28 protein-coding genes are annotated in these 26,392 nt (G+C 56.8%); 14 read left to right on the forward strand and 14 right to left on the reverse strand.

Annotated elements, in window-relative coordinates:
• Positions 1–274: 274 nt before the first annotated feature.
• Positions 275–691 carry a MerR family transcriptional regulator gene (locus tag QZ534_RS00535; protein ID WP_296930074.1) on the forward strand — a complete coding sequence of 139 codons (417 nt, stop codon included), beginning with the start codon at positions 275–277 and terminating at the stop codon, positions 689–691.
• A gap of 2 nt (positions 692–693) precedes the next feature.
• On the opposite strand, the gene QZ534_RS00540 is transcribed toward QZ534_RS00535, so the two are convergent.
• Positions 694–1,566, reverse strand: a complete 873-nt coding sequence (locus QZ534_RS00540) for an acetoacetate decarboxylase (ADC) (protein ID WP_296930077.1) — start codon at positions 1,564–1,566, stop codon at positions 694–696.
• Positions 1,567–1,801: 235 nt separating this feature from the next.
• Here QZ534_RS00540 and QZ534_RS00545 point away from each other — a divergent pair, with 235 nt between their 5' ends.
• The 10 genes from QZ534_RS00545 (at position 1,802) to QZ534_RS00590 (ending at position 9,683) form a co-directional block, all read left to right on the forward strand.
• Entirely contained in the window at positions 1,802–3,025 is a 1,224-nt protein-coding gene (locus QZ534_RS00545; RefSeq protein WP_296930080.1) for an NADH:flavin oxidoreductase/NADH oxidase family protein, read from the forward strand.
• Between the two features lie 438 nt (positions 3,026–3,463).
• On the forward strand, positions 3,464–3,742 hold the full coding sequence (locus tag QZ534_RS00550) for a type II toxin-antitoxin system RelE/ParE family toxin (RefSeq protein ID WP_011786639.1): 279 nt from the start codon (positions 3,464–3,466) through the stop codon (positions 3,740–3,742).
• A 12-nt stretch (positions 3,743–3,754) separates the two neighbouring features.
• Positions 3,755–4,069 (forward strand): HigA family addiction module antitoxin, encoded by a 315-nt coding sequence (locus QZ534_RS00555; protein ID WP_296930086.1) that lies wholly within the window; start codon positions 3,755–3,757, stop codon positions 4,067–4,069.
• A 161-nt stretch (positions 4,070–4,230) separates the two neighbouring features.
• Positions 4,231–4,845 carry a tyrosine-type recombinase/integrase gene (locus tag QZ534_RS00560; protein ID WP_014579271.1) on the forward strand — a complete coding sequence of 205 codons (615 nt, stop codon included), beginning with the start codon at positions 4,231–4,233 and terminating at the stop codon, positions 4,843–4,845.
• 360 nt (positions 4,846–5,205) lie between these two features.
• Positions 5,206–5,760: a hypothetical protein gene (locus tag QZ534_RS00565; protein ID WP_296930092.1), complete on the forward strand. Its 555-nt coding sequence runs from the start codon at positions 5,206–5,208 to the stop codon at positions 5,758–5,760.
• A 113-nt stretch (positions 5,761–5,873) separates the two neighbouring features.
• Positions 5,874–6,458, forward strand: coding sequence for a hypothetical protein (locus tag QZ534_RS00570; RefSeq protein WP_296930095.1), 585 nt, complete (start codon positions 5,874–5,876; stop codon positions 6,456–6,458).
• 87 nt (positions 6,459–6,545) lie between these two features.
• Positions 6,546–7,274 (forward strand): Cthe_2314 family HEPN domain-containing protein, encoded by a 729-nt coding sequence (locus QZ534_RS00575; protein ID WP_296930097.1) that lies wholly within the window; start codon positions 6,546–6,548, stop codon positions 7,272–7,274.
• 95 nt (positions 7,275–7,369) lie between these two features.
• Positions 7,370–7,984: a hypothetical protein gene (locus QZ534_RS00580; RefSeq protein ID WP_296930099.1), complete on the forward strand. Its 615-nt coding sequence runs from the start codon at positions 7,370–7,372 to the stop codon at positions 7,982–7,984.
• Positions 7,985–8,185: 201 nt separating this feature from the next.
• Positions 8,186–8,677, forward strand: a complete 492-nt coding sequence (locus tag QZ534_RS00585; RefSeq protein ID WP_296930102.1) for a hypothetical protein — start codon at positions 8,186–8,188, stop codon at positions 8,675–8,677.
• Between the two features lie 307 nt (positions 8,678–8,984).
• Complete coding sequence (locus QZ534_RS00590) at positions 8,985–9,683, forward strand: crotonase/enoyl-CoA hydratase family protein (protein WP_296930105.1); 699 nt, start codon at positions 8,985–8,987, stop codon at positions 9,681–9,683.
• Between the two features lies 1 nt (position 9,684).
• Here QZ534_RS00590 and QZ534_RS00595 read toward each other — a convergent pair whose 3' ends face one another.
• The gene (locus QZ534_RS00595) at positions 9,685–11,886 is read right to left on the reverse strand and encodes a LemA family protein (RefSeq protein WP_296930107.1); all 2,202 of its coding nucleotides are present in this window, start codon (positions 11,884–11,886) and stop codon (positions 9,685–9,687) included.
• Between the two features lie 109 nt (positions 11,887–11,995).
• Between QZ534_RS00595 and QZ534_RS00600 the strand changes: the two genes are divergently transcribed.
• Positions 11,996–13,081 (forward strand): low specificity L-threonine aldolase, encoded by a 1,086-nt coding sequence (locus tag QZ534_RS00600; protein WP_296930655.1) that lies wholly within the window; start codon positions 11,996–11,998, stop codon positions 13,079–13,081.
• Here QZ534_RS00600 and QZ534_RS00605 read toward each other — a convergent pair.
• From QZ534_RS00605 to QZ534_RS00660, 12 genes are all read right to left on the reverse strand, one after another.
• Positions 13,078–14,022, reverse strand: a complete 945-nt coding sequence (locus QZ534_RS00605; protein WP_296930109.1) for a biotin-dependent carboxyltransferase family protein — start codon at positions 14,020–14,022, stop codon at positions 13,078–13,080. The two genes, QZ534_RS00600 and QZ534_RS00605, sit on opposite strands and share 4 nt — an antisense overlap.
• Positions 14,019–14,753, reverse strand: coding sequence for a 5-oxoprolinase subunit PxpB (gene pxpB, locus QZ534_RS00610; RefSeq protein ID WP_296930112.1), 735 nt, complete (start codon positions 14,751–14,753; stop codon positions 14,019–14,021). The genes QZ534_RS00605 and pxpB overlap by 4 nt, the downstream gene beginning before the upstream one ends.
• Complete coding sequence (locus QZ534_RS00615) at positions 14,750–15,505, reverse strand: 5-oxoprolinase subunit PxpA (protein WP_296930115.1); 756 nt, start codon at positions 15,503–15,505, stop codon at positions 14,750–14,752. Before QZ534_RS00615 ends, pxpB begins: the two co-directional genes overlap by 4 nt.
• A 39-nt stretch (positions 15,506–15,544) precedes the next feature.
• The gene (locus QZ534_RS00620) at positions 15,545–16,612 is read right to left on the reverse strand and encodes an NADH:flavin oxidoreductase/NADH oxidase (RefSeq protein WP_296930658.1); all 1,068 of its coding nucleotides are present in this window, start codon (positions 16,610–16,612) and stop codon (positions 15,545–15,547) included.
• A 95-nt stretch (positions 16,613–16,707) separates the two neighbouring features.
• Positions 16,708–17,541: a hypothetical protein gene (locus tag QZ534_RS00625; protein ID WP_296930118.1), complete on the reverse strand. Its 834-nt coding sequence runs from the start codon at positions 17,539–17,541 to the stop codon at positions 16,708–16,710.
• 5 nt (positions 17,542–17,546) lie between these two features.
• Positions 17,547–18,878, reverse strand: coding sequence for an amidase (locus tag QZ534_RS00630; RefSeq protein WP_296930121.1), 1,332 nt, complete (start codon positions 18,876–18,878; stop codon positions 17,547–17,549).
• Positions 18,875–19,552 (reverse strand): DUF2848 domain-containing protein, encoded by a 678-nt coding sequence (locus QZ534_RS00635; protein WP_296930123.1) that lies wholly within the window; start codon positions 19,550–19,552, stop codon positions 18,875–18,877. Before QZ534_RS00635 ends, QZ534_RS00630 begins: the two co-directional genes overlap by 4 nt.
• 31 nt (positions 19,553–19,583) lie before the next feature.
• Positions 19,584–20,867 (reverse strand): TRAP transporter large permease, encoded by a 1,284-nt coding sequence (locus tag QZ534_RS00640; protein WP_296930126.1) that lies wholly within the window; start codon positions 20,865–20,867, stop codon positions 19,584–19,586.
• Positions 20,864–21,460 (reverse strand): TRAP transporter small permease subunit, encoded by a 597-nt coding sequence (locus tag QZ534_RS00645; protein ID WP_296930128.1) that lies wholly within the window; start codon positions 21,458–21,460, stop codon positions 20,864–20,866. Before QZ534_RS00645 ends, QZ534_RS00640 begins: the two co-directional genes overlap by 4 nt.
• Positions 21,461–21,523: 63 nt before the next feature.
• Positions 21,524–22,588 carry a TRAP transporter substrate-binding protein gene (locus QZ534_RS00650; protein WP_296930129.1) on the reverse strand — a complete coding sequence of 355 codons (1,065 nt, stop codon included), beginning with the start codon at positions 22,586–22,588 and terminating at the stop codon, positions 21,524–21,526.
• Between the two features lie 38 nt (positions 22,589–22,626).
• Positions 22,627–23,430 carry a putative hydro-lyase gene (locus tag QZ534_RS00655; RefSeq protein WP_296930132.1) on the reverse strand — a complete coding sequence of 268 codons (804 nt, stop codon included), beginning with the start codon at positions 23,428–23,430 and terminating at the stop codon, positions 22,627–22,629.
• Between the two features lie 96 nt (positions 23,431–23,526).
• The gene (locus tag QZ534_RS00660; RefSeq protein ID WP_296930134.1) at positions 23,527–24,450 is read right to left on the reverse strand and encodes a LysR family transcriptional regulator; all 924 of its coding nucleotides are present in this window, start codon (positions 24,448–24,450) and stop codon (positions 23,527–23,529) included.
• A gap of 147 nt (positions 24,451–24,597) precedes the next feature.
• Between QZ534_RS00660 and yeiP the strand changes: the two genes are divergently transcribed.
• Positions 24,598–25,164 (forward strand): elongation factor P-like protein YeiP, encoded by a 567-nt coding sequence (gene yeiP / locus QZ534_RS00665; RefSeq protein WP_296930136.1) that lies wholly within the window; start codon positions 24,598–24,600, stop codon positions 25,162–25,164.
• Positions 25,165–25,194: 30 nt separating this feature from the next.
• Entirely contained in the window at positions 25,195–26,379 is a 1,185-nt protein-coding gene (locus QZ534_RS00670) for a YbfB/YjiJ family MFS transporter (RefSeq protein ID WP_296930139.1), read from the forward strand.
• Positions 26,380–26,392 lie beyond the last annotated feature (13 nt).

Genomic DNA, 26,392 nt, shown 5'->3' on the forward strand with positions numbered 1-26,392 from the left:
CGCTAGGGGGCTTCAGTTCTCGTCATTCCTGAAAATGTTCCTTGGCCAATAACCCAGTTGACCGGAACCGTCACAGACCTTTGATCTACCTGCTCCTTCGTACCCACGAATATGAATGTTTCGCTTTGCGACCATCCTGAATTCCACGCGGCACCTTAACATAAGCGGACTTTTAGATTGGATCAGCATGACCTTTTAGTGACAGAAAGCTGGGCGCCTGTCCCGGCAATTGTTAAAGTTAAATTGAACCTTAAATACTGACCGGCAGGCGAGCATGAAAATCAGTGAAATTGCCAAGCTCACGCAGTTGGCACCTTCCAAGATCCGCTTTTACGAACACATCGGATTGCTGAAAAACGTGCAGCGCAAGGCAAACGGCTATCGCAGCTATCCGCCCGAAGCGGTCACCGTGCTGAAGCTTATTACCACGGCGCAACAGGCTGGATTTAGTCTGGATGAGCTGAGATCTCTACTTCCGTCGGACATGGAAACGTGGGACCACAGTTTTCTTTTGCAATCACTCCACCAGAAGGTCCGGGATATCGAGGACATGGAGCAGAAGCTGGCTGCCAGTAAAGCCCAGTTGCTGGATGTTCTGGCGGATATTGAGGCCAAACCGGAGGATATGGATTGTGCCGACAACGCAAAACGGGTGCTTTCCCAGTATGGTCTGGGAAAGCCCGAGCACTGATCTCAGTCGTTCAGGGAGGCCAGTGGTTTTGGCGCGTAAAGTGCGCTCTGAAAGCTGGGAACGTAGTCGTATCGGACCATCTCACCAAGATCCAAGCTGCGAATAAAGTCCGAGAACTCACCGTCGCCCAACTCAAGATTGACGGCTTCGTCATCCATGGTCGAACCATGTTTGAGTTGGCGTGAATCGGCGTGGCCATAGACCAGGCGCCCATTCTGATCGATATTTATGAAGCTGTTAGTCACAATGGTTTCTTCTTCGGAAACGTCCTCCAATCGATCGGTCTCAAAGACAAAATCCAGCTTGCCGCTTTTCTGGTCCATCACTTCAAAGATGACCGAGCGCTCGCTCATCCGATAATGAATGCCTGTCAGCCATTTGGGCAGATTGTATCCGACCACGCCGCGTACCCGCGCCAGTTCTGTATCCACAGGCAGCTTGAGAACATAACCCCAGAAATCTGCATTTCGGGACTGCCGGAAGAGGCTGATAGGGCCCATGTTGGCGTCGCCCGGCTTGGTAGTGACTATCGCCAGCGAGATTTCGTTGTAAGAGTCATTGTCGCAGTAGTGATAGGCGTAGCCCGTCAGCGCTACTAAACCCCTGCCTGGCCAGATACTCAAGGGTTGGACCTGCTCTCGCACCTCTTCGGGCATGAGCGAGATGAGACGGCCCAGATCGGCGGTAAAAATCGCCGTCACCTTGGTGTTTTCGTAGTAAAAATTTGGTGAATAGGATTCAAATCCCATATCCACTTTCTGTTTTTCCAGCGTCCGGAACCAGCTCAGATCGGTTTCCGGCGATTCCTCTGCAATTACCGAGAGCGGCGGATTTGAACGAAACCGATCGTAGAGTCCGTCTTCGATCACGGGCACGTCTTAACCCGCAATGTCTATGACGGTGGTCTCCGCGTGGGACAGTGAAGACATAAGCGCCAGTGCCAGCCCTGCTGCTCTATGTGAGAATCTCATTCTTGGTACCTCCCAATGTGTGTTGGTTGCGGGAAGCACCTTAAGATTAAATCTAACTTTAAGGTCAACCCTTATTTTCTTGTTGACCTTAAAGTTGACTTTAAGGATAGAGTCGCCTCACATCCTAAGGAGGTGACCCATGAACTTATTTCAACCACTCTTGCTCCCGAATGGCACCCAGGTGCCTAACCGAATTGCCAAGGCTGCCATGGAGGAGAACATGGCGGATTCGAATTTCGCCCCCTCGGAGCGCCTCATTCAGCTATACCGGGCGTGGGCCGAAGGTGGTTCCGGCCTTTTGATAAGCGGAAATGTGATGATTGACCGCCGGGCGATGACCGGTCCGGGCGGCGTGGTTCTGGAGAACGACGATCAATTGCAACTCTTCAAACGATGGGCTGACACCGGACGAGCGCGGGGCGCGCAGTTCTGGATGCAGATCAATCATCCCGGTCGTCAAATGCCGGGCGATCTAGCTCAGGAAACATGGGCGCCGTCGCCGATATCCGTCGATCTGGGCAAGATGTCCAAGCATTTCAATCCGCCACGAGAGCTTACGGAAGAAAAGATCCAGGATGTGATCGCACGTTTCACTGAAACAGCCAGACTGGCTGAGCAGGCCGGGTTCACGGGCGTCGAGGTCCACGGCGCGCACGGGTACCTGATCAGTCAGTTCCTGTCACCGCTGACCAACAAGCGCCGGGATCGTTGGGGCGGCTCGCTTGAGAATCGCGCACGCCTGTTGATTGAGGTGGTTCGCGGTATCCGCGCTGCGGTGTCACCGGACTTCGCCGTTGCAGTAAAACTGAACTCCGCCGACTTTCAGCGAGGTGGCTTTAGCCAGGATGATGCGCGGCAGGTTGTGTCTATGCTGAATCCCCTGGGTGTGGACCTGGTCGAGCTGTCGGGTGGCAGTTACGAGGCGCCAGCTATGCACGGGAGTGCCCGGGATGGCCGCACCTTGGCAAGAGAAGCCTATTTCTTTGAATTCGCCAAAGACATCCAGGCCGTCGCCAGAATGCCCGTCATGGTGACGGGTGGCATACGCCGCTTGCCCATGGCAGAGCAGGTCGTGAGTAGCGGCGTGGACATGGTAGGCATCGCAACGGCGCTGGCCATCGATCCAAACTTGCCGAGAGACTGGGAAAACGGCCGAAACAGCGCACCGGAACTGTCCCCGATCACCTGGAAAAACAAACCTTTGGCTTCCCTGGCGTATATGTCGGTGGTGAAATACCAGCTGCTCAAACACAGCCTGGGAAAGCCTGCCAAACCGGAGGTGTCGCCGCTTTGGGCTCTGGCTTGCGGACAACTGAACAACACTGTTCTTAGCCGCAGGTACCGCAGGAAAATGGCCGCTTAATGAGAGGTCGAGGGAAGCCGGCAATTTTGGCTTTTTGAAGCGTTGGCAGGTCGAATTCGCCATGATCGCCTGCCGACATTGTCGCACGTTTGACCAGGCTGAACGCTTGCTTTCGAAATCTATCTGAATGTCCGCTTTGCGACCAGCCCGAGCAAACAAAAAGCGAACATTCAGCGGACCGGGGTAAGTCCACAGTGCGATTGACCTGCCCCCAATTATTGAACCGCTTACTGCCTGGTAAGTTTGGTTTGTTTTTTCCTGGCCCGTTTTCGCGGGCCTTTTTGTATGGTTCGCAAGTGCAACCGGATGATGCGTTTTCGTGGTAAACTGCAACACTCCCGCCAAGTGTTTTCTTGACTCCCCATATTATAAAATTTTGTGTTATTATAACCAAATCGTATTTCACGTTTAACGTGCAGCGTTATAAGGTGGGTGATCATGATCAAGAGCTTTAAGTGCAAGCACACAGAGGAGCTTGTAAAAACAGGTAAGACTCGGCGTTTCAATGCAATCCAGCGAACGGCCGAGCGTAAGTTACAGCAGCTGCTAAGCGCTGAAGCTCTTAAAGATTTAAAGTCTCCGCCCGGGAATAGACTTGAGCCGCTTTCTGGAGACAGAGAGGGGCAACACAGCATCCGGATCAATGACCAGTGGCGGTTGTGTTTCCGCTGGACAGATGAAGGGGCGGAAGACGTGGAGATTGTTGATTACCACTAAGGAGGTCGCGCAATGGTTACTGTAGGTATGCGCCCTATCCATCCAGGAGAGATTTTACTTGAGGATTACCTTGAGCCTCTTGGCATGAGTGTGAATGCGCTTTCAAAAGAACTTTATGTTCCTGCACAGCGCCTGAACGAGATTGTTCGCGAGCGTCGTGGTGTGTCCGCGGATACGGCCATGCGTTTGGCCCGTTACTTTGGGACTACCGAGCAGTTTTGGCTCAATTTGCAGACTGACTACGATCTGCGCCGTGCCCGTGAGGAGAAAGCCGACCAAATCAATAAACTGATTACGCCTCGTAAGCCTGACCATCACGCTGCCTGAACTCTACTCTTTGCCGCTCTTGGTCTCCAAGACGTAAGCGATCGCCGAGGTTCTCCCTTCAGCGCTGGCTGATCGGGGTTCGCTCTACTTAAGCCTGGCCAGCAGAAAACAGGCTTTTTAACCATACTTATGGTTCCTATCCCTCAAAAGAGGGCTACACCATGACATTTCCAATTGGCAAATCTCCCTGGAATAAGGGAAAGCTCGTGGGCCAAAAACTTCCTCTCAAACTGGAACAGATCTGGGCTATACGTATTCGATTAGAAATCGCAAAGAACATCCGCGAGTTGGCGATGTTCAACATGGCGATTGATTGCAAACTCCGATCCTGCGATATGGTTAAGCTTCTGGTTCGAGATATTTCCAGAAACGGAGAGGTACTGGATAGGGCCCAAGTCATTCAGCAGAAAACCAGTCAACCTGTCCAGTTTGAGATAACGAAAAAGACGCGCGAATCGGTTGAAGCGTGGATCAAATTGCGCGGTCTTACAGGTATGGATTATCTGTGGCCGAGTCGGATGAGACAGTTTGACCACATCACTACTCATCAATATGCCCGTCTCGTCAAAAAATGGATTACCAGCATTGGACTTGATCCTTCAGTCTACGCAACCCACTCAATGCGACGTAGCAAAGCGACATTGATCTACAAGAAGACCAAGAATCTTCGAGCGGTGCAGTTGCTATTGGGACACACAAATATGTCCAGTACCGTGCGATACCTTGGTGTCGAGGTGGAGGATGCTTTGGAGATCGCGGAGAGTATTGAGATTTGATGGGGTAAAGCTGCCCTCAAGCGTAGATTACTGGTGATCGAAGCTTCTCTCGGAGTCAGGCGATGAGCAATTTCGGGCTCTGCCAGGGCCCCTCCATTGCCTAAACAAAAGCGAATGTAAGAGTCAGGTCTTTCCTCCAGAGCCCCCAATCTAATCACACCAATTTCATCCAGCATGATTGAGATAGCAAATTGCAGACGCTGAATGATTACATGGCAGAGATAGTCATGATCAGCTAAGCTATTGTTTTACCAAATGATGTGTAGCGCGCTTGGTGGTTCAATGTCAGTAATCATGACGCAGTCAAATTTCTTCAATGATAAAGCGAGCTGCCTAATTGCTGTTAGATTGGAGAATGGAATGGAAACAGTGGAAGTTCGTGGCCCGTTTAGTTTTCGCGGAGAAAGTCCATTAATTGATCATCCGGAAGCTTCCGTAAATGGGTTTTATATTTGGTGTGTTCACGTCGAACAGTCGCTTTATCGAGCATATTACGTGGGTGAAGCTGCAAACATAGCGTCCCGACATAAGACCCACCTGCGAGATTGCCTAAAAGGTAACTATCAAGCTCATTGCTTGGATGGCCTTCGTCAGAATCAAAGTATTTTAATGCATCGCTCCGGGGATGGCATGATCCCTCGGTTCGCCCACATAGACCGCCAAAAATTCAACAATGATTTCGTTGATAACATTTGCCTATTTTTTGCAGAAATTCCGGTAACTGGTGATAAAAAATCCGACAAGTTGCTGAGATGTCGCTACGAGGCGGGGGTCGTTCGCCATATTGAAAATGCAGGGCTGAACGTTCTCAATGTTGGGCGCATTAGTAACTGGGCTGGTGAGCCAGACCAGGTTCGGCTGGAAACAAGTGGTTGTGAGATCGAGGCCATATCCGGGGAGATTGTCTCAATCTAACCAATTGTTCCAGTTCGTTCCGGGCCTGACGGCCCTCCACCGGATGCCCTTTTCGCTGCGCTACAAGGGCACCGCTGAACAACGGCGTTAGCGATTATGGAGAATAGTCAACCATGAACGAAAGGGAGATTCCCGTCGGAGGCGATTTTAATCGGATCTTCGATCATCAAGACTATCTGGCGATGATAAGCATTCCCGATGAGGCAACCTGCGTTCTTCGAGCGCACCTTATCCTTGAGGAAGCTTTAAACGTTTGGGCCTCCAAATTAACGGCCACTGAGGATCTCTACGCGGGTACTTTCGTCCCGTTCAAGACGAAGCTCGTTATAGCGAAGAATCTTGGGCTGGATGCTGACATCTTCAAGCTATTAGACAAGATCAACGAAGTCAGGAATCGCTTCTCTCATCGAAAGGGCTATGAGCTTGAAGGTTCGTTAATTGATTCGCTGAAAGACCAGGTTAATAGCGTTGTTCCGGGGGCTCAGGTTTCACCATGTGAAAGCCTACATGCATTCGTGTCTGGCAAGAATGCGGAGGGTGAGCGTGTGGAAAAGAAATACACTTGGGCCGACAGTGATCACCGGATCAAATTCGTGATTATTTTTGTTGCAGCAATCCTAAGAATAACTAGCTGGATACAAGATGAGTTCAATCGACGGAATATTCAGTTCACTTTGATTTCCACAATCGATCGCTAACAATTGGCTGCACAGCGACCGATTTTCCGCCGCTTCGCGGCTCCAAACCGGCGCGAGAGCCGGGCGTTATAGCCAAAAGAGGTGAGCATGAGTGAAGAAAATGAGGATATTCACGAGATAGAGAAGGCTATCATCCTAGATGAGGATAGTCCGATTAGAAGAATGGACCCAGATAAAAAGGAGTTATCTCTCGAAAGTAGGCTAGATCATTATATTTTTAATTGCTCTCAATCTTTATCTTCAATTTCAGCGTCAATTGAAAAAGCCGATATTTCGATACTTTTATTAGAATCTGCCTATGAAGACTGCCCTGAATCTGAAAACATTACTCCGGCAGAATTTGTTGAATATGCTATCGAAAACTACTTTATTAGAAGTGCTACTATCTATGATCGCTGTTTAATTTTCGTGAATAGATTGCTGGATCTAGGGATCGCAAATGATTCCATTGGCCACCAATTGCTCGTTACCAATGAGCATGTCAAGGCTTTCAAGTTAGAGTCTAAGCTGAGAGCAATACGAAGGGAATGCACAGAATACCGTGTAGAACGTAACAAAATCGTTCATCATGGGCGCTACTCAGATGATAATTTTACTAACATATCAGCCATGCATAAAGCTAATTTTCTGAGCGAAAAAGAGGGGCTAGACCCTGTGATTCCACCAGAGACAGTCGACTATTACATGAATAACGTGATCGAAACTCAAAAGCAGGAGTTCATCGATCACCTTGAAAAAATAAAAGAAAAAGTAAAAGAGTTTTATGACTCTGCATTGCCGATTTATGGGCACAAGAAAAAAGAGTTGAGTTCATAAAGCTATAACAATCGGCTGCACGGCGACCGATTTTCCGCCGCTTCGCGGCTCCAAACCGGCGCGTGAGCCTGGCGTTATATGTTTAGGAGGTACGCGTGAATAGGGAGATCCTGAATGTTGCAGTTGAAGAAGGAGTAGACAGAGAGGCTGTAGATCAACTGAGGTCAGGAATTTCCTTGTTCGGTGATGAAGCGGAAGTTCACGAGATCCCAAAGAGCGGTCCCCAGGCCTCGATACTCTTGTATGGGATTACGTCGATCGCACTTTTTTTTGGTGCAGCTTTTGTCAGAAAACTCGGTGATAAAGCGGCGGAAGACTGTTACCCATACATTAAACGTGCGCTGCTGGGCGTGTATGAAAAGTATTTTGGGGAAGATGCCAAATATCGCGTTCAGGTGATCTCGACATCCGAAAAGAAATCACCTGATACCAAGTACTCCCTAGTATTGGCCCTTTACTGTGTTGGGCAGAGTAATGAGAGGGTTAAGTTCTTGTATGAAACTAGCTGGGATAAAGGTCAGTTTGATGAGGCTACCGAAGTCTACATCGAAGCTATGGTTGAGTTCGTGAATGACGATGTCGGTTCTAGTCCCGTTTCCAAGCTAGTTTCTTCTAAAAGCAGTCGAATGCAGCCGTATTTAGTCGCGTGGGACTCAGAAGAAAAAACCTTGGTTTCCGTAAACCCGATTCCTAGCGATGCCAACATATAACAAGAAGGTGCACTGTCAAACTGGGAGGCGTAAAAATCTGCTGCACAGTTACCTGGCCGTCAGCCTCCACTGGTCGCCCTTGTCGCCCAGGTCGGGCGCCGCTCATGTCGGTGCTATGCTCAAAAACATATGCCTTAAGGTTTGGGGCACCATTCAGACTTCTGAAGTCGTAGGGACAGTACCAATGGGAAAGAGTCTGTAATGTCTGAGAACGAAAAGAGCGAAAAGCGCGGTATAGTCGACACTCTAGCAGCGCTCACATGGCCGCAATTTTTTGGCCTCGCTACACTCCTGTGCGCTGCGATCATCGCTGCATTTTATTTTATTTTCGGCGTTATTATCGAAAATCAACGGCGCTCTGTTATATCTGACGCAGACATTTGCAAAGGTGCAATCGCAGCATTGATGGGCAAGCCGTACCAGTCGAGTGTGACTAGCCGCGGCACTGATGGCTTTGGTGTCACCGAACTTTTTTATATCCGACAATCAGATAATTCGCGCTGGGACTTTCGATGCAAAATTTCGGGAGACTCGGTTGTGTGGGCTACAAAGGATGGCCCTTGGCGGAACCGAGAGGAGGATGCAGATGTTTTTTGGTCTTACAGCCCAAAGCAGGGCGAATTGATAATTCGTCAAGTATTTTCAGATGGGACCTCTAGTGCAAAGCGCTTTGGTGGTGTTTATACCCGATAACTCCAAGTATTCTGTAAATTAGGTAAATCTTTTGCCTCATCCTTGGATCCCAGTAATACATAACCAGCGGCTGCACAGCGACCGATTTTCCGCTGCTTCTCAGCTCCAAACCGGCGCGTGAGCTGGGCGTTATTGCCAAGCCTGAATGTTCGCTTTGCGACCGTACCGGCCAATTTATTGAGCCCACTCCTGGTCCCGTGATGGCAACATGATCATCTGATATTGAAACTCGGCCCCGCGTAACACACAATCAGGCTCGTCGAAGTAAACAAACGCTCACTTTAATTCCGGTAGAGAGGTAGCACAGGTGACTGAGCTGGTAAGTTATGACTTGAAAGACGGTGTTGCGACAATTGCCATCAGCAATGGCAAAGCCAATGCCCTGAGCCATGAAGTGTTCGAGGGGCTCAATGCCGCGCTGGATCGGGCGGAGCAGGATAAGGCCGTTGTAATCCTGACCGGGCAGCCAGGCGTGTTCTCTGCCGGCTATGATCTGAAAGAAATGCAGAAGGGCCCTAAAGAGGCTGCTGCACTGGTAAAAACCGGCTCCACCTTTACCCGCCGTCTGGCCGCATTCCCATTGCCGATCATCGGTGCCTGTAGCGGCCATGCCATCGCCAAGGGGGCGTTTATTCTGCTGTCAGTGGATCACCGCATTGGCATTGAGGGGCCCTTCAAGCTGGGCCTGAACGAAGTGGCCATCGGCATGACCATGCATCACGCCGGGATCGAAATTGCCCGCCATCGATTGGCGCCTGCTCACTTCTACCGTTCAGTTGTAAACGCGGAAATCTACAACCCGCAAGGAGCGGTCGAGGCGGGCTTCCTGGATGAAGTGGTTGCCCAGGACAAACTGGTCGAGCGGGCCACCGAGCTGGCGCTCCATTTCAAAACCCTGAACATGCGTGCCCACCGTGAAACCAAGGTGAAGGCCAAGGCGGACTACCTGGCGCTGCTGGATCGTTGCATCGAGCAGGATGCAGAGCATCTGGGCCTCAACGGCTAGTTCAGGTTTCTGAACTGAACTGGGGTGCTTCGCGAAACCGGAACAGCTTGGCCAGGATCAAGTCCGGGAACGACTGGATCCGCGTGTTGTAGATCATGGCGCTCTCGGTGTAGCTGTTTCGCAGTAGCGAAAGGTAGTTTTCCGTCTCTGCCATGATCGACATGAATTTCTGAATCACCTGATTGTTCTTCAGGTCCGGATAGCCTTCGATCCGGGCCTGAAGTGCACTGGTTACTTTCTTTTCAAACTGGAGCAGCTTGTCTGTCTGCCCCTTGGCGCTCATCTCGGCAGGGTCCGCGCTACGTAGCTGGGCTATGGCTTTCAGCAGTTGTTTTTCATGGGCCAGAGACGCCTTTACCACTTTCTCCAGGTTGGGCCAAAGGTCGTGGCGTTGCTGGAGAATGGTGTCGATATTGGCGGCGGCCCGGTCCACGCGGTTTTTCAGGAAGACAATGTCGTTGTAGTGCAGTATTCCGGTGTAGGCGAGCAGGACGATGGGCACCGTAAGGGCCGACAGAATCAGATTGTCCGGGCTGAATCCGCCATCTGCGGCAAACAGTGCGGTGGTGGAGAACAGGAACAGGCCGAGTGTCAGGGCGATGCCCGCAAATCCCCTCGCCCCCCGATCCAGCACGATGTCCTCCTCTTCGTTACCGCTGATCAGGAAGGGTGAGGCGTCATCCTTCTGGATCGTCAATCGGTCCGGCTGCTCGCGGTCCAGGCCGGCGAAACCCAGGCAGTAGACGTTCACGAAGGTGTCGAGGAAGCGCACGGTGTAACGCCTGTCGCCCTGGCGTTCTGAATGGTACTGGGGGTATTCGATCTTGGCACCGTCTGGCTGGACGAGCACTTTCCCCTCGCTGTCTTCCAGCCAGAAAGGCACTCTTTCCTGCAGGTGCTCGATAACCCGCCACTTCTCGTTTTTACCGGAGCCACGCTTTTCCTCCACCTTGTAGTCGAAGGCTACGCATTTCTCGTTCTTTAAAGGATCCCGAAGAGGAGGATGCTCATCATCGACATCCACCATCGCCTTGAGCTCCGAGAGACCAAAACTGAGTCCCCGGGTGCTGCTGGTAGGAACGGCTTCGATCAGGCGCTTGAATTTCACGGTCCGGATGGACAACCACAAGAGCAGCAGGGCGGCGATAATGCTGGCCACTGCAAGCCCCCGGCTGGTCCAGGCATGCTGGTATCGGCCGACAGGCTGGCTGGCCACGATGGATCGGGCCATGCTGGCGGTCTGCTCGTCAAGCTCAGGGACTGGCAGGCGATTCTGGACCACGCTCCGGAACATCCAGCGATCCAGCCAGCCACTGGTGCTCTGGCGGATCAGTTGCTGCAAAGCGGCCACGTCGGCAAGCACCAGTGAACGGTTGCCGGCGTCATCAAGCTGTTGATAGCGGGTCTCATACAAATCGGCGATGGCAGACCACTCCTGCCGAAGCTGGTTGATGCCAAGCACCGAGAGAGTTCCTGACACTGCAATTGTCATCACCAATACGTAGACCCAGAACCGGTGAATCTTTACGAGGGGCAGCACCAGCGCAACGCCCAGAGCCAGCAGGCCGGTTGCAACGGAAATACGTATGGCGGCTTCGAAGAAGCGATCGCCACTGTCTGCGGCCAGGGTATTCCTTGATACCATGGCGGGCAGGCTGAAGCCCTCAAGCCCTGCGAAGCTGATTGAGGCGGATTTGCTATTGTATTGGCCTATTACCCTGGCTGTATGGCCAGGAACCAGAGCCCACTCGGAATAGATTCGCCGGCCGGATTGTTGGCGATAGGTGCGCTCCAGGACCCACTCCATCGCCGCAAGATTGCCGCCTGCGGCCACGGTGACGGAGCCGGTCTGGTCCCGGAGCAGAAAATCCCGGCCGCGGGAGCCGGAATCCAGGGTGCGGATACGCAGATCACCGTCGGAGTCGCGGTATTCCTCCTCGAGTTTGTAGCGATAGTAGACCGCCTGCGTTTTCGAGTAGGGCGTTTCCAGGGTTCCCAACTGATCGGTGACTTCGCCCGCGATGACATAAGGGCCTGTGGTCAGTGCCCCAACGGGGGTCTCGGGAAGTCGTTCCAGTTGCCGCGCCTCGGTGAGCTGACTGAGGCCCGTCGTCATCGCGTAATAGCTACCGGCAAGGCAAGCAACGGCAAGGATGGCGGTGATGATCCGGCCAGGAATGCTGGCGATGTTGAAGCGCCTCATGGCGGGAGAGTCCTTGTTCTGCAGGTTTTCAAAGGCCCGAGTATAAAGTATCGGGGTCTTTCATTCCCCTGGCTTTACCCGGATTGAGATGGAACGCAAGTTGGCAAGGATGGATGGTTCCTATAACGTTGAGGGCTTTCCTCTCAGAATTCAGGAGCGCGTTGTGTCCCAGTCCGAACAGTTTGCCAGCGACAACTACAGCGGTGTTTGCCCACAGGCCTGGAAAGCCATGGAAGCGGCCAACCGGATGGATGAGCCGGCATACGGCGAGGACAGCTGGACGCAAAAGGCGGCGGATGGCCTCAGGACGCTCTTCGATACCGACTGTGACGTTTACTTCGTGTTTAATGGCACCGCAGCCAACTCCCTGGCCTTGGCCTCAATCGGTCAGTCGTTCCACAGCGTGATCTGCCATGAGCTTGCGCACATCGAAACCGACGAATGCGGTGGCCCGGAGTACGCCTCCAATGGGGCCAAGCTGCTGCTGGGGCAGGGCGAAAATGGCAAGCTTACGCCCCAAAGCATTGAGCACCTGGTAACCAAGCGGACCGATATTCACTACCCGAAACCCAAGGCGCTCAGTCTCACCCAGGCCACAGAGGTAGGGACGGTCTATACGCCCGAGGAGCTCAGGGTTATTCGGGCTGTAGCCGACCGTCATAAGCTCAGTATTCATATGGATGGCGCCCGGTTTGCCAATGCCGTGGCGGCGCTGGATGTGCACCCGTCCGAGATTACCTGGAAGGCCGGAGTGGATGTTTTGTGTTTTTCCGGCACCAAGAACGGTCTGGCCCTGGGCGAGGCGGTGGTTTTTTTCAATCGATCACTGGCAGAAGATTTTGAATGGCGCTGCAAGCAGGCGGGGCAACTGGCCTCGAAAATGCGTTATATCTCGGCACCCTGGTGCGGACTGCTTGAGAATGATGTCTGGTTGCAGAATGCCCGACATGCGAACGCCTGCGCCCAACGCCTGGCGGAGGGTCTGGAAGGCCTGCCAGGAGTCAGTTTGCGGTATCCGCGACAGGTCAATGGCGTGTTTGTAGAAATGCCTGAAGCTGTGCAGGTCCAGCTACGCGCCAGAGGCTGGCGGTTCTACAACTTCATTGGTGGTAGCGCCCGGCTCATGTGTTCCTGGGCAACCACGGAAGCCCAGGTAGACCGGTTTCTCGCCGATGTTCGTTCTCTGGTGGGTTAAGCCTGAACCTGATCGATAAAGGCACGGTGTTGCCGGAGCGCCTGCTCCGCGCCAGTTGGCCTGAGCCGAACACTCTGCCCTGGAAGGCACTGGGCCAGCCTGCTGGCGGCAAGCGGGGTAAGGTTCCCCAGCCGGGGGTAGCCGCCAATGGTTTGCCGGTCGTTGAGCAGCGCGATGGGTTGGCCATCTGGCGGAACCTGCACCGCGCCCAGGGAGATGCCTTCGGAAACCATAGACCCGATCCGGCAGTGCAGAGCCGGGCCGGTCAGGCGAACGCCCATCCGGTCAGCGCGATCATCAACCCGCCATTCGCAGTTGAAGGCGTCATACAGGCTGCGTCCTGTGAAATCGGCAATCTGGGCGCCCGGCAACAGATCGAGAACGGCGGGCCGGGAGTAATCCGGTTGCTCGCTTTCCGGCGCTTCAACGGCCTCCGTATACGCGCAATCAGGCATTGAGACTGTCAGACGGTCGCCTTCCGCCAGGCGCTGACCCTGGCCGTCAAAACCGCCCAGCTTTTCCCGGACGACACAGGCAACGCTGCCCAGTACCGGCTCCGCTGAAAATCCGCCGGCCACTGCAAGATAGGCGCGCAGGCCCCTGGCCGGTGCGCCAAAAACGATCCGTTCCCCCTTGCCAATCCGGATCCTGAGCCACATGGGCAGCGGCTGGGTGTCGTGTTTGGCCGAGAGATCCGCGCCGGTCACGGCAATGGTCAGATCACATTCAGCCTGTAATTCCAGGCCACCAAAGGTAACCTCCAGAACCGGGCTGCCCCAACGATTACCAGCCAGCTGGTTGGCCCAGGCCCAGGCGTGAAGATCTGCGGGTCCACTCTGGGTAACGCCCAGATGCCGTACACCGAAACGCCCGGCATCCTGCAGCAATGCCAGTGGGCCGGCCCGGTTTACCCGAAATCCATAGGTCGTAGCAGGGTTCATGAGCCCGTCTCCTCTTTTGCCGGTTCCGCCGGGGCAGGATCACCGCCTTCGCTTTCAAAAGTCTGCCGGTCAACAGAGACAAAGCGCACCCTGTCACCCACCTTCAACAGGCTGAATCCCTCCCGGTTTCGATCGAACAGGCGGGCGGCTGTGCGACCGATCAGGTTCCAGCCACCGGGAGTCACCGCAGGGTAGGCGGCGGTCTGCTGGCCCGCGATGGCGACACTGCCGGCCGGTACTTTCTGCCTGGGTGTGTTCATCCGGGGGCAGGTGAGGCTTTCATCCAGAAGCCCCATGAAGGCAAAACCGGGGGAGAATCCCAGGGCAAACACCCGATATTCCTGGAAGCTGTGGGTTTTGATCACGCTTTCGACAGACATGTCCGAGAGCCTGGCCACGCGCTCAAGGTCCGGCCCCACCGAGGTGTCGTACCAGGTGGCAATTTCGTGCAGCTCACCTTCACCGCCGGCGTCGTCCGGAACCAGGTTGTGCAGTACATCCGCCAGTCTCTTCCGGGCCTCCCAGGAACTGATCCGCAGCGGATCAAAGGTCACCAGCAGGGTGGTGTAGGAGGGCACCAGATCCACCAGCGCCTCGCCAAAAGCCACCTCGCAGTCGTGGGTCAGCGCAGACAGCCACAACAGGTTGTTTTCCTCGATTGTCTCGAACAGGCGCACCATCCAGCTGTCAATGCCGGCCGATTCAAGTCTCGGCAGGGCCGTATGGGTCACGAGGCCTTCTCCAGGGTGGTCAGCATCTCGCGGATGCGCCTGACGGCGGCGATGGAGTCTTCATTGTCGCCGTGAACGCACAGGGTGTCGGCCTCCAGAACCAGCTGGCTGCCATCGCTGGCGGTCAGGGGTTGCCCGGTGGCAATCCGCCGCGCCTGTTCAATGATGGTTTCCGGGTCATGATGAACAGCACCCCGTTGGGAGCGGGGTACCAGGCGGCCCTCAGGGTCATAGGCCCGGTCGGCGAACGCTTCAAACCACAGGGTAATGCCATGCTCCTCGGCCTGGGCGCGGAGGTTGGCGGTGTCCCGCATGGCGAGTGTCATCAGGGGCAAAGCCGCATTGAAAGATCGAATTGCTCGGGCAACGGCCGCAAAGCGGTCGGCGTCGCGGGCCATATCGTTGTAGAGGGCACCGTGAGGTTTGACATAGACAAGGTGGGTTCCCTCCGCCCGGCAGATACTCTCGAGCGCGCCCAGCTGATACAGAACCAGGTTCTCGATCTCATCGGCCGAACAGGCCATCGAGCGCCGGCCAAAGCCGACCAGGTCCGGGTAGGCCGGATGGGCTCCAATGCCGACGCCGTGTGTTTTCGCGAGGCGAACGGTTTTACGCATCACGTCCGGATCGGAAGCGTGAAACCCGCAGGCGATGTTGGCCAGGTCGACATGGGGCATGACTTCATGATCCAGCCCCATAACCCAGGGGCCGAAGCTCTCGCCCATGTCGGCGTTCAGCTTCAAGGTTGCCATAATTACCTCGTTGCCTCTTGGTGAGGCGTTTGTGTTGGCTCAGAAAATGTTTGACCGTTCGTACTGCCTGGGCCATTCAACGTTTTCCGCTTTCAGGGCAGCGGCTGCCTTCAATGGCCAGGTGGGATCTGCCAGCAGCGCCCGGCCCAGTATCACCAGGTCTGCCTGGCCATTGGCAATCACCGACTCGGCAAGATCCGGGCTGTGAATCAGCCCGACAGCGCCGGTCGCAATCTCGGCCCGGCTGCGAACAGCCTGTGCCAGCGGTATCTGGTAGCCAGGGTGAATCGGAATCTGCTGTCGCGGATCGTTGCCGCCTGAGGAGCAGTCTATCAGGTCCACATCACCCTGGAAGCGGAGCAGGGTGGCCAGACGAACGGTGTCGTCCAGTGTCCAGCCGCCCTCGACCCAGTCGGTGCAGGACAGGCGCAGGAACAGGGGCAGATCGTCCGGCCATTCCTGGCGCACCACCTGTATGGATTCCTGCAGAAAACGAATCCGGTTTTCGAATGAGCCACCGTACTCGTCGGTCCGCTGATTGCTCAGTGGTGACAGGAACTGGTGAATGAGATAGCCGTGGGCGCCATGCAGTTCCAGGGCCCGAAACCCGGCTTCCCGCGCCCGCCGGGTCGCGGTTCGCAGTGCTTCGAGTGAGTCACCGATCTGGTCCTTTGACATGGCCTGGGGAACTTGCCACTGGCTGGCGTAGGGCAGGGCCGATGCTGAAACCAGGTCTTCCCCCCCGCCGGTGTCTGCCCGCAGCGGGTGTGAGCCTTCCCAGGGGCGCCCCACCGATGCCTTTCTGCCCGCATGGCCAAGCTGGATGCCGGGCACGGCCCCCTGCTCTGACACAAAACGGGCAATGCGGGCCAAACGGTCCCGCTGTTCATCGTTCCACAGCCCCAGGCAGTGGGGCGTAATCCGGCCCCTGGGTTCGATATGCACGGCCTCGGTGAACACCCAGCCGGCGCCGCCCGAGGCCCGAGCCCCAAGATGGACGAAATGCCAGTCATTGGAGAGACCGTCCTGGCCGGAATACTGACACATGGGCGAGAGCATGATCCGGTTCCGGGCAGTCACCGAGCGGAACTGGATCGGCCGGAACATGTGGGGGTTCGGGTCGCGTTTCAGGATCCGGCGGGCATTCTCGCCGCCAGAGCGGGAATCGGTAATCGGCGATTGTGAATCACGGGTGGTGTCAGTCATGGCTCGATAGTCCGGTTATTGTTGGAAGAAGCGCCCAGCAGGTGGCCATAGGCGCGACGGAAGCGCCACTGGCTGATCATGAACAGAATCGCGCTGACCCCGATTGAGGCCAGCAGGGAAAGAAAAAAGGTGACCATGGGGTGGACGTGGCCCACCAGAACGGCAGTGACCACCGCAAAGGCCACCAGGCTCAGCATGCCTTGCTGTGCCGCGGCCACGGTTGCCCTGGCCACATTGGCGCCATAGCGGTCATACAGTGCCCAGCCGATGGTGAACAGGCCCACGGGAAAACCCACCAGCATGCCGGATAGCAGCGGGCCGGACCTGGCCGCCACCGTTGTGGCCACCGCAACCAGCACGCCGGCCAGCAACCCGCGCAGAATCAGGTCGAACCAGCCCGTGGCAGCCGCAGCCCTGCTCTGGTCCAGGGCCAGTGCACGCTTGATGACTTCTGCGCCCAGCAGGACCAGGCCATACACCAGAACGGCGACGGCAATGCCTCCGGGCATGAATGCAAACAGCCAGGCCGTGGGAATCCAGCACAGGGTTGCCAGGGCAAGGCTGCCAACCGCGCCCAGCCGCCCGGCAGCCAGCACAAACGTGATGCTGAACAGCAGGGTTGCGATCAATGCGTGCAGGGTGGCGAGGGCGGCTTCTTCAACAAACCCGGCGGGCCAGTCCTGCAGCATGAAGTAGTACCCGGGGCCCAGAATAATGGGAGTCCCTGCCATGATGCCGCCAAGCCTCGGCCCCAGTTTGCCAACCGCCACGGAAACGCCGATCACGACGACGGCGGTGGCAATGAGCTTGGTGAGGAGGACGGTCAGCATGGCGGTTACAAAGCGCGTTCAATGGCCTGTGCCAGGCGCAACAGGGTATCGTCCGTGCCGTTTCGGCCGACCAGCATCAGTCCGCTCGGCAGCTCTTCGGCTCTGTGGTTAGGCAGGCTGATGGCGCACAGATCCAGCATATTTGCCACGGTCGGGTTGCGAAGCACCAAAAGGTTCTGCCGGGCGTAGTCTTCGTCGGCCGTCAGTTCCTCGAACCTTGGTGGTACCACAGGCACTGTCGGGGCCAGCAGGCCATCGTAATCCTGCAGCCACTGGTCGGCCTGCTGTTTTCTGGCCTGCCGCCGGCGGCAGAGTTCCAGGTAATCGGCGGCGCTGATTGCAGCGCCGCGCTGGATCCGGCTGCCGACGCGTGGATCGTAAAGCTCCCCGTGTTTTTCCAGAGAGTGTCGGTGCACAAAGTAGCTCTCGGCGGCAGTGAAGCCGCCACCTTCCATCAGCTCCGGGATCGCTGCGAGCACCGGCGCAGGAGCCTCGATAAGGGTTGCACCGGCATTTCGCAGGGTCTCCAGGCTGCAGCTGAAGGCGGTTGCAACGGTGTTGTCCAGGTCGTCCAGCATATAGTCTGTTGGCACAACGAAGCGGAGCCCTTTCAGCGAAACGGGCCTGATTGGCCGGTAGGAGCGTCCGGACAATACCGCATCCAGGCGGGCACAGCAGTCAACCGTGGGAGCAATGGGGCCGATGGAGTCCAGGCTGTCCGATAGCGGGAAGGTGCCGTCCCGGGGCACCCTCGACTGGCTGGGTTTGAAACCGGTGAGTCCACAGAACGCTGCAGGTATTCGCACCGAGCCGCCGGTGTCGGTACCGATGGCGCCTGCGGCCATGCCCAGTGCCACGGCAACGGCGGCACCGGAGGAGGAACCACCCGGAATACGTCCCGGCGCCAGGGGATTGTCTGGCGTACCGTAGTGGGGGTTCAGACCGAGCCCTGAGTAGGCGAATTCGGTCATATTGGTGTGCCCGGTGATCACCGCGCCCTCGCGCCGCAATCGCGAAACAATCAGGGCATCCCCGGTTGCCGGATCCTGCCAGCCCCGGGAGCCGGCGTGGGTGACTTCGCCCGCAACATCGAACAGAACCTTCAGGGCAATGGGCAACCCGGCAAGCTGTCCTCCCGACAGTCCGGCCGCATGCAGACGATCGGCGGCCTCGGCCTCGGCCCGCGCCGACTGGTCGAAGCGTCGGGTGTAAACCTGGGCGGTGGCACTGTCTCTGAGATCAATCTGGGTGAAGCAGCTTTCCAGCAATTCGGTGGCCCGTTGTTTGCCGCTGCCCAGATCGTCCAGCAAGGTCGCAAGTGGGGTTACCGGGTTCATGCGATCACCGGCAGGGTCTGGATGGCATACCGGTGCTGGAGTTCGTGGCCGGTCACCGGGTCTTTCAGCACCACGCGGAAGGCGTCGGCTGGTCGCAACTCGCCAATAACCGGAAGCGTGCCACAGAGCATGGCCTGGCCGGGTGCCAGCTCTGGCTTATCAAGGCCGAAACGCCTCAGTAATTCGGTGGGGTGCAGTAGTCCGGTTACCGGGCCTTGCTGGTACAGCACTTCCTCGCCGTCGATGGTGGCATAGGAGGCCATCTGGAGTTCATCCCAATGGTCGATGACCTGGTCCAGGCGCCAGGCCTGCGCGCCGACGGGCTTGGCGCAGACCTGCTTGGAGTGGGCCACCGACCAGGCTTCCGCCTCACGATCGGTGTGATCGGAACCAATGCTGACCAGGGTTCCCTGGTCGCTGCCAATCAGAACAACTTCAACTTCACCACTGGTCTGCCCGCCCAACACCTGGATCTCCGGCGCCGTGGTTAGCTGGTTGGCTGCCACGCGGTAGAACAGCGGGGTTTCAGAGGGCGGTGTTACGCCAATTTCCTTCAGTTCTTCAATGTGTTCATCAATGGCTGCCTGCACCCGGCCCGCCCAGCCAGCGATCACCAGCTGGCGGATTTCTATGGTGATATTCTCTCGGGTGTCTGCAAGGTGAAACGTTGTCATCAGGTTACTCCGATTGAGGTTTTGTGACCGGTTAATTCATCAGCTCAGGCAGGAAGGTCGCCAGCTCCGGGAACAGCACCAGGACAACCGCCATCAGGAACATGATGCCGACATAGGGCATGGCGCCCTTCATGACATCGCTGAACGGACCGCCTTCGCGAACGCCCTGCACCACGTAGAGATTGAGTCCCACGGGCGGGGTGATCAGCGCCATCTCAATGAGCAGGATGATCAGGATGCCGAGCCAGACCGGATCGAAGCCCATGCCAATAATGATGGGGGCAACAATGGGAATGGTGATCACCATCAGCGACAGGGTTTCAATAAAGAAGCCCAGGATGATGTAAAGCAGGATCGCGAGCATCAGGGTCGAGTAGGGCCCCAGGCCCGCACCTTCCAGGAAGCTGGTCAGCTCACGGGTGATGCCTGCAGATGCGAGAACGAAGTTCAGGAAATAGGACGCAATGATGATCAGGATGATCATGCCGGTCGTCTTCATGGTGCCGTCCAGGGCTTCAACAATGACTTTGACCGACAGCTTCCTCATGAAGGCGGCAATGGCTATTGCGCCGAGCACGCCCAGCGACGCGGCCTCGGTGGGTGTTGCCAGCCCGGTATAGATGGAGCCCACCACAATGCCGAACAAGGCAAGCACCGGCACCAGATGCCTCAGGCCTGAAATCCGCTCGCCCCAGCTGTGGGAAACGCTGGGCCCGCCGAGGCTCGGTTTCCAGATGCAGATCAGCGCAGTGCCAACTATGAACATCAGCGCCAGCAACAGGCCGGGTATCAGGCCGGCGGCAAACAGCTGCGGGATGGACGTCTCGGTCAGGAAGCCATAGACAATCAGGTTGATCGAAGGCGGGATCATGATGCCCAGTGTGCCGCCGGCGGCGATGGAGCCGGTGAACAGTTTCGGGTCATAGCCCATATCCCTGCCCTGGGGCAGCGCGACGGTGCCGATGGTGGCGGCGGTCGCCACGCTGGAGCCGGAGGTGGCGGAAAACAGGGTGGCGGTGCCCACATTGGCGTGAAGTAGCCCGCCCGGCAGCCAGGACAGCCAGCTTTCCAGGGCGCGGTAGGTGCCGCGGGCAATGCCGGTACGCACCAGGATCTCGCCCAGCAGAATGAACAGGGGAATAGCGATCAGCAGGTACTTGTCGGAGGCTGACCAGAGCACGTCCCCCAGGGCATTGATCAGGGGGAACGGAGAAAAGAGTTCCGCAAGCAGCAGCGCAAGTGCCATGAGTGTGGCGGCAACGGGCACGCTCAGCAGGAGTAAAGCCATCAGAATCAGCAGCGCGGTAATAATCATGAGCGTGCTTCCTTGTTTTCTTCTTTAATCTGTTCATCCATGGTCGGGCTACCGGCCAGTGCCTGAACACGGTCGGAATGGCCGCTGATCAGGGCGAACAGAACTTTGAGGGACATCACGCATACCGCGAAACCGAACCAGACAAGGCCGACCATCCACAGGGCCTGGGGCATCCAGAGCGGTGTGCCCAGCGGGGTATTGGCGGTGGAGCCGCCGCTGTAGGAGGCGCTGATTACTTCGTAAACGGCATCGACTACCAGGATGGCGAACATGGCCATGGCCAGCAGTGCCACCAGATCCAGGACACCCCGGACTTTCATGGGGAAGTTCAGGTACAGGGCATCGATACGGATATGAGCCTTGCACACCAGGGTGTAGGCGAATGACCAGCTGGCACTGATCGCCATGATGTAGCCGGTCAGTTCTGTGGCATGGACCGGCGAACGCCCCATGAATTGCCGGGACATCACTTCGATGGTTACCAGCACCACCGTGAGCAGGATCAGGACACCGCCGGCGCGGGCCAGCCAGAGCGAGCCGGTCTGGACGCCGACCAGCACCCGGTCGAGTAAGGAATTCACCTGGTCTAGCATGTTGGTCTCCAGAGCACCCGGGCTGCGGATGCAGCCCGGGTGTCAGGTCGGTTTGAGGTAGAGTTACTTGTTGGCTTTGAGTCCGGTGACGGCACCGATGGTCTCATTCCAGCGGTCCACCCACTTCTGGTCTACCCGTTGTGCCCAGTTCGGCAGCAGGGTCTCTTCCAGGTGACGGGAGGCCTGGGTGAAGTCGTTGTCGGTGGCTTCCACCAGAACCATGTCGCCAGGTTCGCCGCGGGAACATTCGCCATTGCCGGTCAGGCAGGCAATGCCTTCGCGGGTTTCATCAACGGCTGAGGCCCAGACCGGGTCTTCGTAGTTTTCCTTGATTTCCGCGGTCAGCCACTGCTGGGTTGTCTCGGACAGCGAGTTCCACTTCTTGCCGTTCATGGCGGTTACCACGTGATCCCAGCCGCCTACTGGCAACGGGTACAGGTGGGTTGATACTTCGTGCCAGCCGGAACTGTAGCCGGAGAGTGAACCGGTAACGGCGCAGTCAATGACGCCGCGCTGCAGGGCGCCGGGAACTTCGCTGAAGTTCAGGGTGATGCCTTCGGCTCCCAGGGCCTGCAGGAATTCGGCTGTGGTGCGACCGCTGGCCCGTACTTTCTTGCCTTTCAGGTCCGGCAGGCCGCTGATCTCAGCATTACAGAAGACCATCTGCGACGGGTAGGGCACAACGGCGAGTAGCTGAGCCCCTTTGTAACGTTGCTTGAATGCCTCGGCCAGAACCGGGCGATAGGCTTCAGCAACTTTTCGGGCGGTTTCCACATCGGGCGCGATCATTGGCATATCCAGGCCTTCCAGCTCCGGCGCATCTTCAACGGCATAATCGGCCACCGTAGAGGCTACCTCGACTACGTCGCGCTCCATCAGTCGGAAGACTTCACCGCCGCCAAGGCCCATCTGGTCAAAGGTGGTCACCTCGGTGCTGATCTGGCCGTCCGAGGCTTCGGGAACATGCTGTTCCCAGAAAGGACGCTCGAAGTTCTGGTACAGGGACAGGCTGCTCCAGCTTCCCACATAGTTGATGCTGGTGTTGTCCAGCTCCTGGGCGAGTACCGGGGAACCGGCCAGGGCCAGGCTCATCAGGGAGGCGGCACCGAGGGTTTTTCTTGTAGTCATAGCAGTTTCCTCATGGTCTTCTTCGGGGTTGGTTCGGGTTAGAACAGGGACAGGCTGTTGTCCGGAATATCCGTGACCAGCATGTGCCCCGGGCTGTGGGTGATTGCGAATGCCACACCAGAATCAATGAGTACCTGTTGGGGGGTTACCCCGCAGGCCCAGAACACTGGAATTTCATTCTCGCCCACGGAAACGGAATCGCCGTAATCCGGTGAGTCCAGGTCGGAAATACCTATCAGGGCGGGATCGCCGAGGTGAACCGGGGAACCGTGAACCTGGGGGTAGCGGGTGGTGATCTGGACGGCACGGATGACGTCGGCGGCCAGGAACGGCCGCATGGAAACCACCAGGTTGCCCTTGAAACCACCGGCGGGCGTCAGCGGTACGGAGGTCTGGTACATGGGCACGTTCCGGCCCTGTTCGATATGCCGGATGTTCAGGCCGGACTGCATCAGGGCATGCTCGAAAGTAAAGGAGCAGCCAAGGGCAAAGGTCACCAGGTCGTCCCGCCATTCGTCGGCGACATCGTTGACGGTTTCGCTGGCGACGCCGTTACGGTAGATGCGATAGGCGGGCACATCCCGGGCAATGTCCAGGTCCGCGCCCATGGCATCACAGGTTCGGGCGCCGGGCTCGCTGACCGCGAGCAGAGGGCAGGGTTTCGGGTTGGCCTGGCAGAACCTCAGAAAGCCTGCTGCTTCGGCTTCCGGCAGGATTACCAGGTTGACCTGCACGTAGCCACTGGCCAGTCCGGCCGTGGGGCCGGACAGCAGGCCGCTCCGGGCCGCCTGGCGCACGGCTTGGGGCGTTGAGTGTACGTTCAGGGAATGAATCGCTGCCATGGTGCCGCCTCAAAAAAGGATGATTTATACATTTAAGGCACAGGTTGCGATTAATACAATTCGAAAGTTGGGATCAGCTGTGATCGAAAAAGCTGATCAGTCTGTCTTGCCGGCCTCTCCGGGCGCGTTTTCAATCATTGCCGACCGGTTCTCCGCTGTGGCCAGCGCCAGTTCGGCAATGGCCTGGACCACTTTGCCACCTGGGCCGGCTCGATAGGCGGCGCAAAAGGCAAGGTCGGGTACCTCGGCATCGATCTCGAACTGACGCAGGGTGCCTGCGCGAAGTTCCTGTTCGAGAATCTCCCGGGGCAGGGCGCTCACGCCCAGGCCATCGACAGTCATGCGGATGATGGTGGAAAGTGACGAGCTGGAGTGGATCCGCGTGGAGTGGTTCATCGGGTCCACCAGCGAACGAATGGCAAGGTAGGGCTCGCTTTTCCTGGGGTAGGTGATGATCGGCCAGGTAGAAAGCTCCTCCAGCGATATGCGCCCGCCGGGAATGTCCAGTCTGGGGCTGGCGACCCAGATCAGCGAATAACGGCACAGATCCCGGTTGATGATGCCAGGCTGGTTGACACCGCCCATGAGGAAGGCGATATCAATTTCATGATTGGCCAGTTTCTCGGCAAGATTGACGGAGATGTCGACATCAAGCTCAAGGTTGATGGCAGGATAGGCTTCACTGACCCGTTCGATCAGTTGGGGCAGCCAGGTGTGGGCAATGGTTTCGGAAACGGCCAGGCGTATGGTGCCCCGGATCGACGAGGGTTTCGCCACGGCCTGCATCATTTCGCCGTGAAGGGCGAGCATTTTTTCGGCGTAGATCAGGAACTCCCGACCTTTGGCAGTGAGGGTTATCTTGCGGGCCGACCGGTCGAACAGCTCTACGCCCAACTGGTCCTCAAGGCCGGCAATGCGGGCAGAAACCGAGGGTTGCGAGGCATAGACCCGGTTGGCGGCGGCCCGGAAGCTGCCTAGCCTGGCAATCCAGATAAAGGTTTCCAGAGTTCGAATATTCATTTGGCCACCGAATTGCCGACAGGATAGGCCGATCATAAGTCAGGGGGGCTGGTACTGCCAAAACAGCGTATCGCAACTCGACCGCGTTCATGGTATATCAGCGGTCAGAAAGTTTTGTTCCTAACTAATCATCCGGATTGAAAGACAATGCCAAGAGCTAGTGAAATCAAAAAGAACTCTGCGGTTGAATACGATGGCCGCGTCTATTTCGTGAAAGACATCGAGCGTTCGGTGCCCCAGGGGCGCGCCGGGGGAAGCCTGTACCGCATGCGTATGTACGACGTGGTAACCGGCCAGAAGCTGGACGAGACCTTCAAGGATTCGGACATGCTCAACCTCGCGGACCTGACACGCCGGGAAGTGACCTTCTCCTACGCCGACGGCGACGAATATGTGTTCATGGACACCGAGGATTTCACCCAGTACAGCCTGAATCGTGAAGCCATCGCCGACGAACTGCTGTTCATCTCCGAAGACACCCAGGGCGTGATGGTTATCCTGTTGAAGGATGCACCGGTTGCACTGGCACTTCCGCCCACGGTTGAGCTGGTAATCGAAGAAACCGACCCGTCGGTGAAGGGCGGCTCTGCTACCGCCAGAACCAAACCGGCCCGTTTTGCGACGGGATTGGTTGTCCAGGTTCCCGAGCACATCTCCACCGGAGATCGAATCCGCATCAACGTGGAGGAGCGAAAGTTCCTGGGTCGCGCCTGATCTGACATTGCTTTCAAGTAAGGACAGTCTGTGAAACCTCTAGCAACCATAAAAGTGCTGGTCGCCAGTGTCATTTCCGTGGTGGTGATGGTGGGCATTGCCCGCTTCTCCTATACGCCGATGATCCCGGAAATGGTGGCGGCGCTTGGGCTGAGCAAATCCGTGGTGGGCCTGCTGGCAACCGTAAACTACGCCGGCTACCTGACCGGAGCGGTGCTCATCACACGGATCAGCGATCTTGATCTCAAGGTTCGGCTGTACCAGCTCGGCCTGGTGGTTGCTGTGGTTTCAACCCTGCTGATGGGTTACACCACCAATGTCTGGCTCTGGTATCTGCTGCGGTTCATTTCCGGTCTGAGTACCTCGGCCGGCATGTTGCTGGGCGCCGGGCTTCTGATGAGTTGGCTGATCAAGCACAACCAGAAATCCGAGCTCGGAGTATTTTTTTCCGGTATCGGCCTCGGGATCGTCCTGACCGCTGTAACGGCGGAGTTGATCAAGGACCCGTTCAGCTGGGATCAGCAGTGGGTGATCTATGGGCTGGTGGCGCTGGCGCTGCTGGTGCCTGCCTGGCGCTGGATGCCGGACTATCGGGCCTGTGCTTTGCCAAGAACCGGTGTGGGCAAGGGCGGCGAAGAGCGCAGCCGATTCATACGTATCCTTCAATTGGCGTACTTCTGCGCCGGTGTGGGCTATGTCGTGACGGCCACCTTCCTGGTGGCGATTGCGGAATCCATGCCCGAGCTTCAGGGTCAGGGCTGGTTGGTCTGGCTGATTGCAGGCCTTGCCGCTACCCCGGCTTGCTGGCTGTGGGATGTGTTCTCCCGCCGATGGGGGCAGTGGCTGGCGCTTTACCTGGCGTACATCCTGAACTCTGTCAGTATTCTGATGCTGATCGTGAACACCAGCCTGGCCAGTGTGATGCTCAGTTCGATCATTTACGGTGCCAGCTTTATTGGTATTGTCAGCATGATGCTGGCAATGGTGGGGCGGGTGTTCCCCGAAAACCCTTCCCGCCCCATGAGCCGGCTCACCTTCAGCTATGGCATTGCGCAGATGGTGGCGCCCGCTGTGGTCGGCTATCTCGCTGATGTGGAAGGCAACTACACCAACGGCCTCTGGCTGACCCTCATGGTGATGGCGTTGGGTGTTGTTATGCTTCATCTGGCAAGGAGGGCTCAGCAGCGTCAGGGCGAAGCTGCGGTCGCTGGATGAATGGGGTCCCCCA

This window comes from uncultured Marinobacter sp. (assembly GCF_913055835.1).
Classification (GTDB): domain Bacteria; phylum Pseudomonadota; class Gammaproteobacteria; order Pseudomonadales; family Oleiphilaceae; genus Marinobacter.

Coding starts and splice junctions, on each gene's coding strand:
- QZ534_RS00535 (WP_296930074.1), top strand. CDS start 275: ATGAAAATCAGTGAAATTGCCAAGCTCACGCAGTTGGCACCTTCCAAG.
- QZ534_RS00545 (WP_296930080.1), top strand. CDS start 1,802: ATGAACTTATTTCAACCACTCTTGCTCCCGAATGGCACCCAGGTGCCT.
- QZ534_RS00550 (WP_011786639.1), top strand. CDS start 3,464: ATGATCAAGAGCTTTAAGTGCAAGCACACAGAGGAGCTTGTAAAAACA.
- QZ534_RS00555 (WP_296930086.1), top strand. CDS start 3,755: ATGGTTACTGTAGGTATGCGCCCTATCCATCCAGGAGAGATTTTACTT.
- QZ534_RS00560 (WP_014579271.1), top strand. CDS start 4,231: ATGACATTTCCAATTGGCAAATCTCCCTGGAATAAGGGAAAGCTCGTG.
- QZ534_RS00565 (WP_296930092.1), top strand. CDS start 5,206: ATGGAAACAGTGGAAGTTCGTGGCCCGTTTAGTTTTCGCGGAGAAAGT.
- QZ534_RS00570 (WP_296930095.1), top strand. CDS start 5,874: ATGAACGAAAGGGAGATTCCCGTCGGAGGCGATTTTAATCGGATCTTC.
- QZ534_RS00575 (WP_296930097.1), top strand. CDS start 6,546: ATGAGTGAAGAAAATGAGGATATTCACGAGATAGAGAAGGCTATCATC.
- QZ534_RS00585 (WP_296930102.1), top strand. CDS start 8,186: ATGTCTGAGAACGAAAAGAGCGAAAAGCGCGGTATAGTCGACACTCTA.
- QZ534_RS00595 (WP_296930107.1), bottom strand. CDS start 11,886: ATGAGGCGCTTCAACATCGCCAGCATTCCTGGCCGGATCATCACCGCC.
- QZ534_RS00600 (WP_296930655.1), top strand. CDS start 11,996: ATGGATGGTTCCTATAACGTTGAGGGCTTTCCTCTCAGAATTCAGGAG.
- QZ534_RS00605 (WP_296930109.1), bottom strand. CDS start 14,022: ATGAACCCTGCTACGACCTATGGATTTCGGGTAAACCGGGCCGGCCCA.
- QZ534_RS00615 (WP_296930115.1), bottom strand. CDS start 15,505: ATGGCAACCTTGAAGCTGAACGCCGACATGGGCGAGAGCTTCGGCCCC.
- QZ534_RS00620 (WP_296930658.1), bottom strand. CDS start 16,612: ATGTTCCGGCCGATCCAGTTCCGCTCGGTGACTGCCCGGAACCGGATC.
- QZ534_RS00625 (WP_296930118.1), bottom strand. CDS start 17,541: ATGCTGACCGTCCTCCTCACCAAGCTCATTGCCACCGCCGTCGTCGTG.
- QZ534_RS00630 (WP_296930121.1), bottom strand. CDS start 18,878: ATGAACCCGGTAACCCCACTTGCGACCTTGCTGGACGATCTGGGCAGC.
- QZ534_RS00635 (WP_296930123.1), bottom strand. CDS start 19,552: ATGACAACGTTTCACCTTGCAGACACCCGAGAGAATATCACCATAGAA.
- QZ534_RS00640 (WP_296930126.1), bottom strand. CDS start 20,867: ATGATTATTACCGCGCTGCTGATTCTGATGGCTTTACTCCTGCTGAGC.
- QZ534_RS00645 (WP_296930128.1), bottom strand. CDS start 21,460: ATGCTAGACCAGGTGAATTCCTTACTCGACCGGGTGCTGGTCGGCGTC.
- QZ534_RS00650 (WP_296930129.1), bottom strand. CDS start 22,588: ATGACTACAAGAAAAACCCTCGGTGCCGCCTCCCTGATGAGCCTGGCC.
- QZ534_RS00655 (WP_296930132.1), bottom strand. CDS start 23,430: ATGGCAGCGATTCATTCCCTGAACGTACACTCAACGCCCCAAGCCGTG.
- QZ534_RS00660 (WP_296930134.1), bottom strand. CDS start 24,450: ATGAATATTCGAACTCTGGAAACCTTTATCTGGATTGCCAGGCTAGGC.
- yeiP (WP_296930136.1), top strand. CDS start 24,598: ATGCCAAGAGCTAGTGAAATCAAAAAGAACTCTGCGGTTGAATACGAT.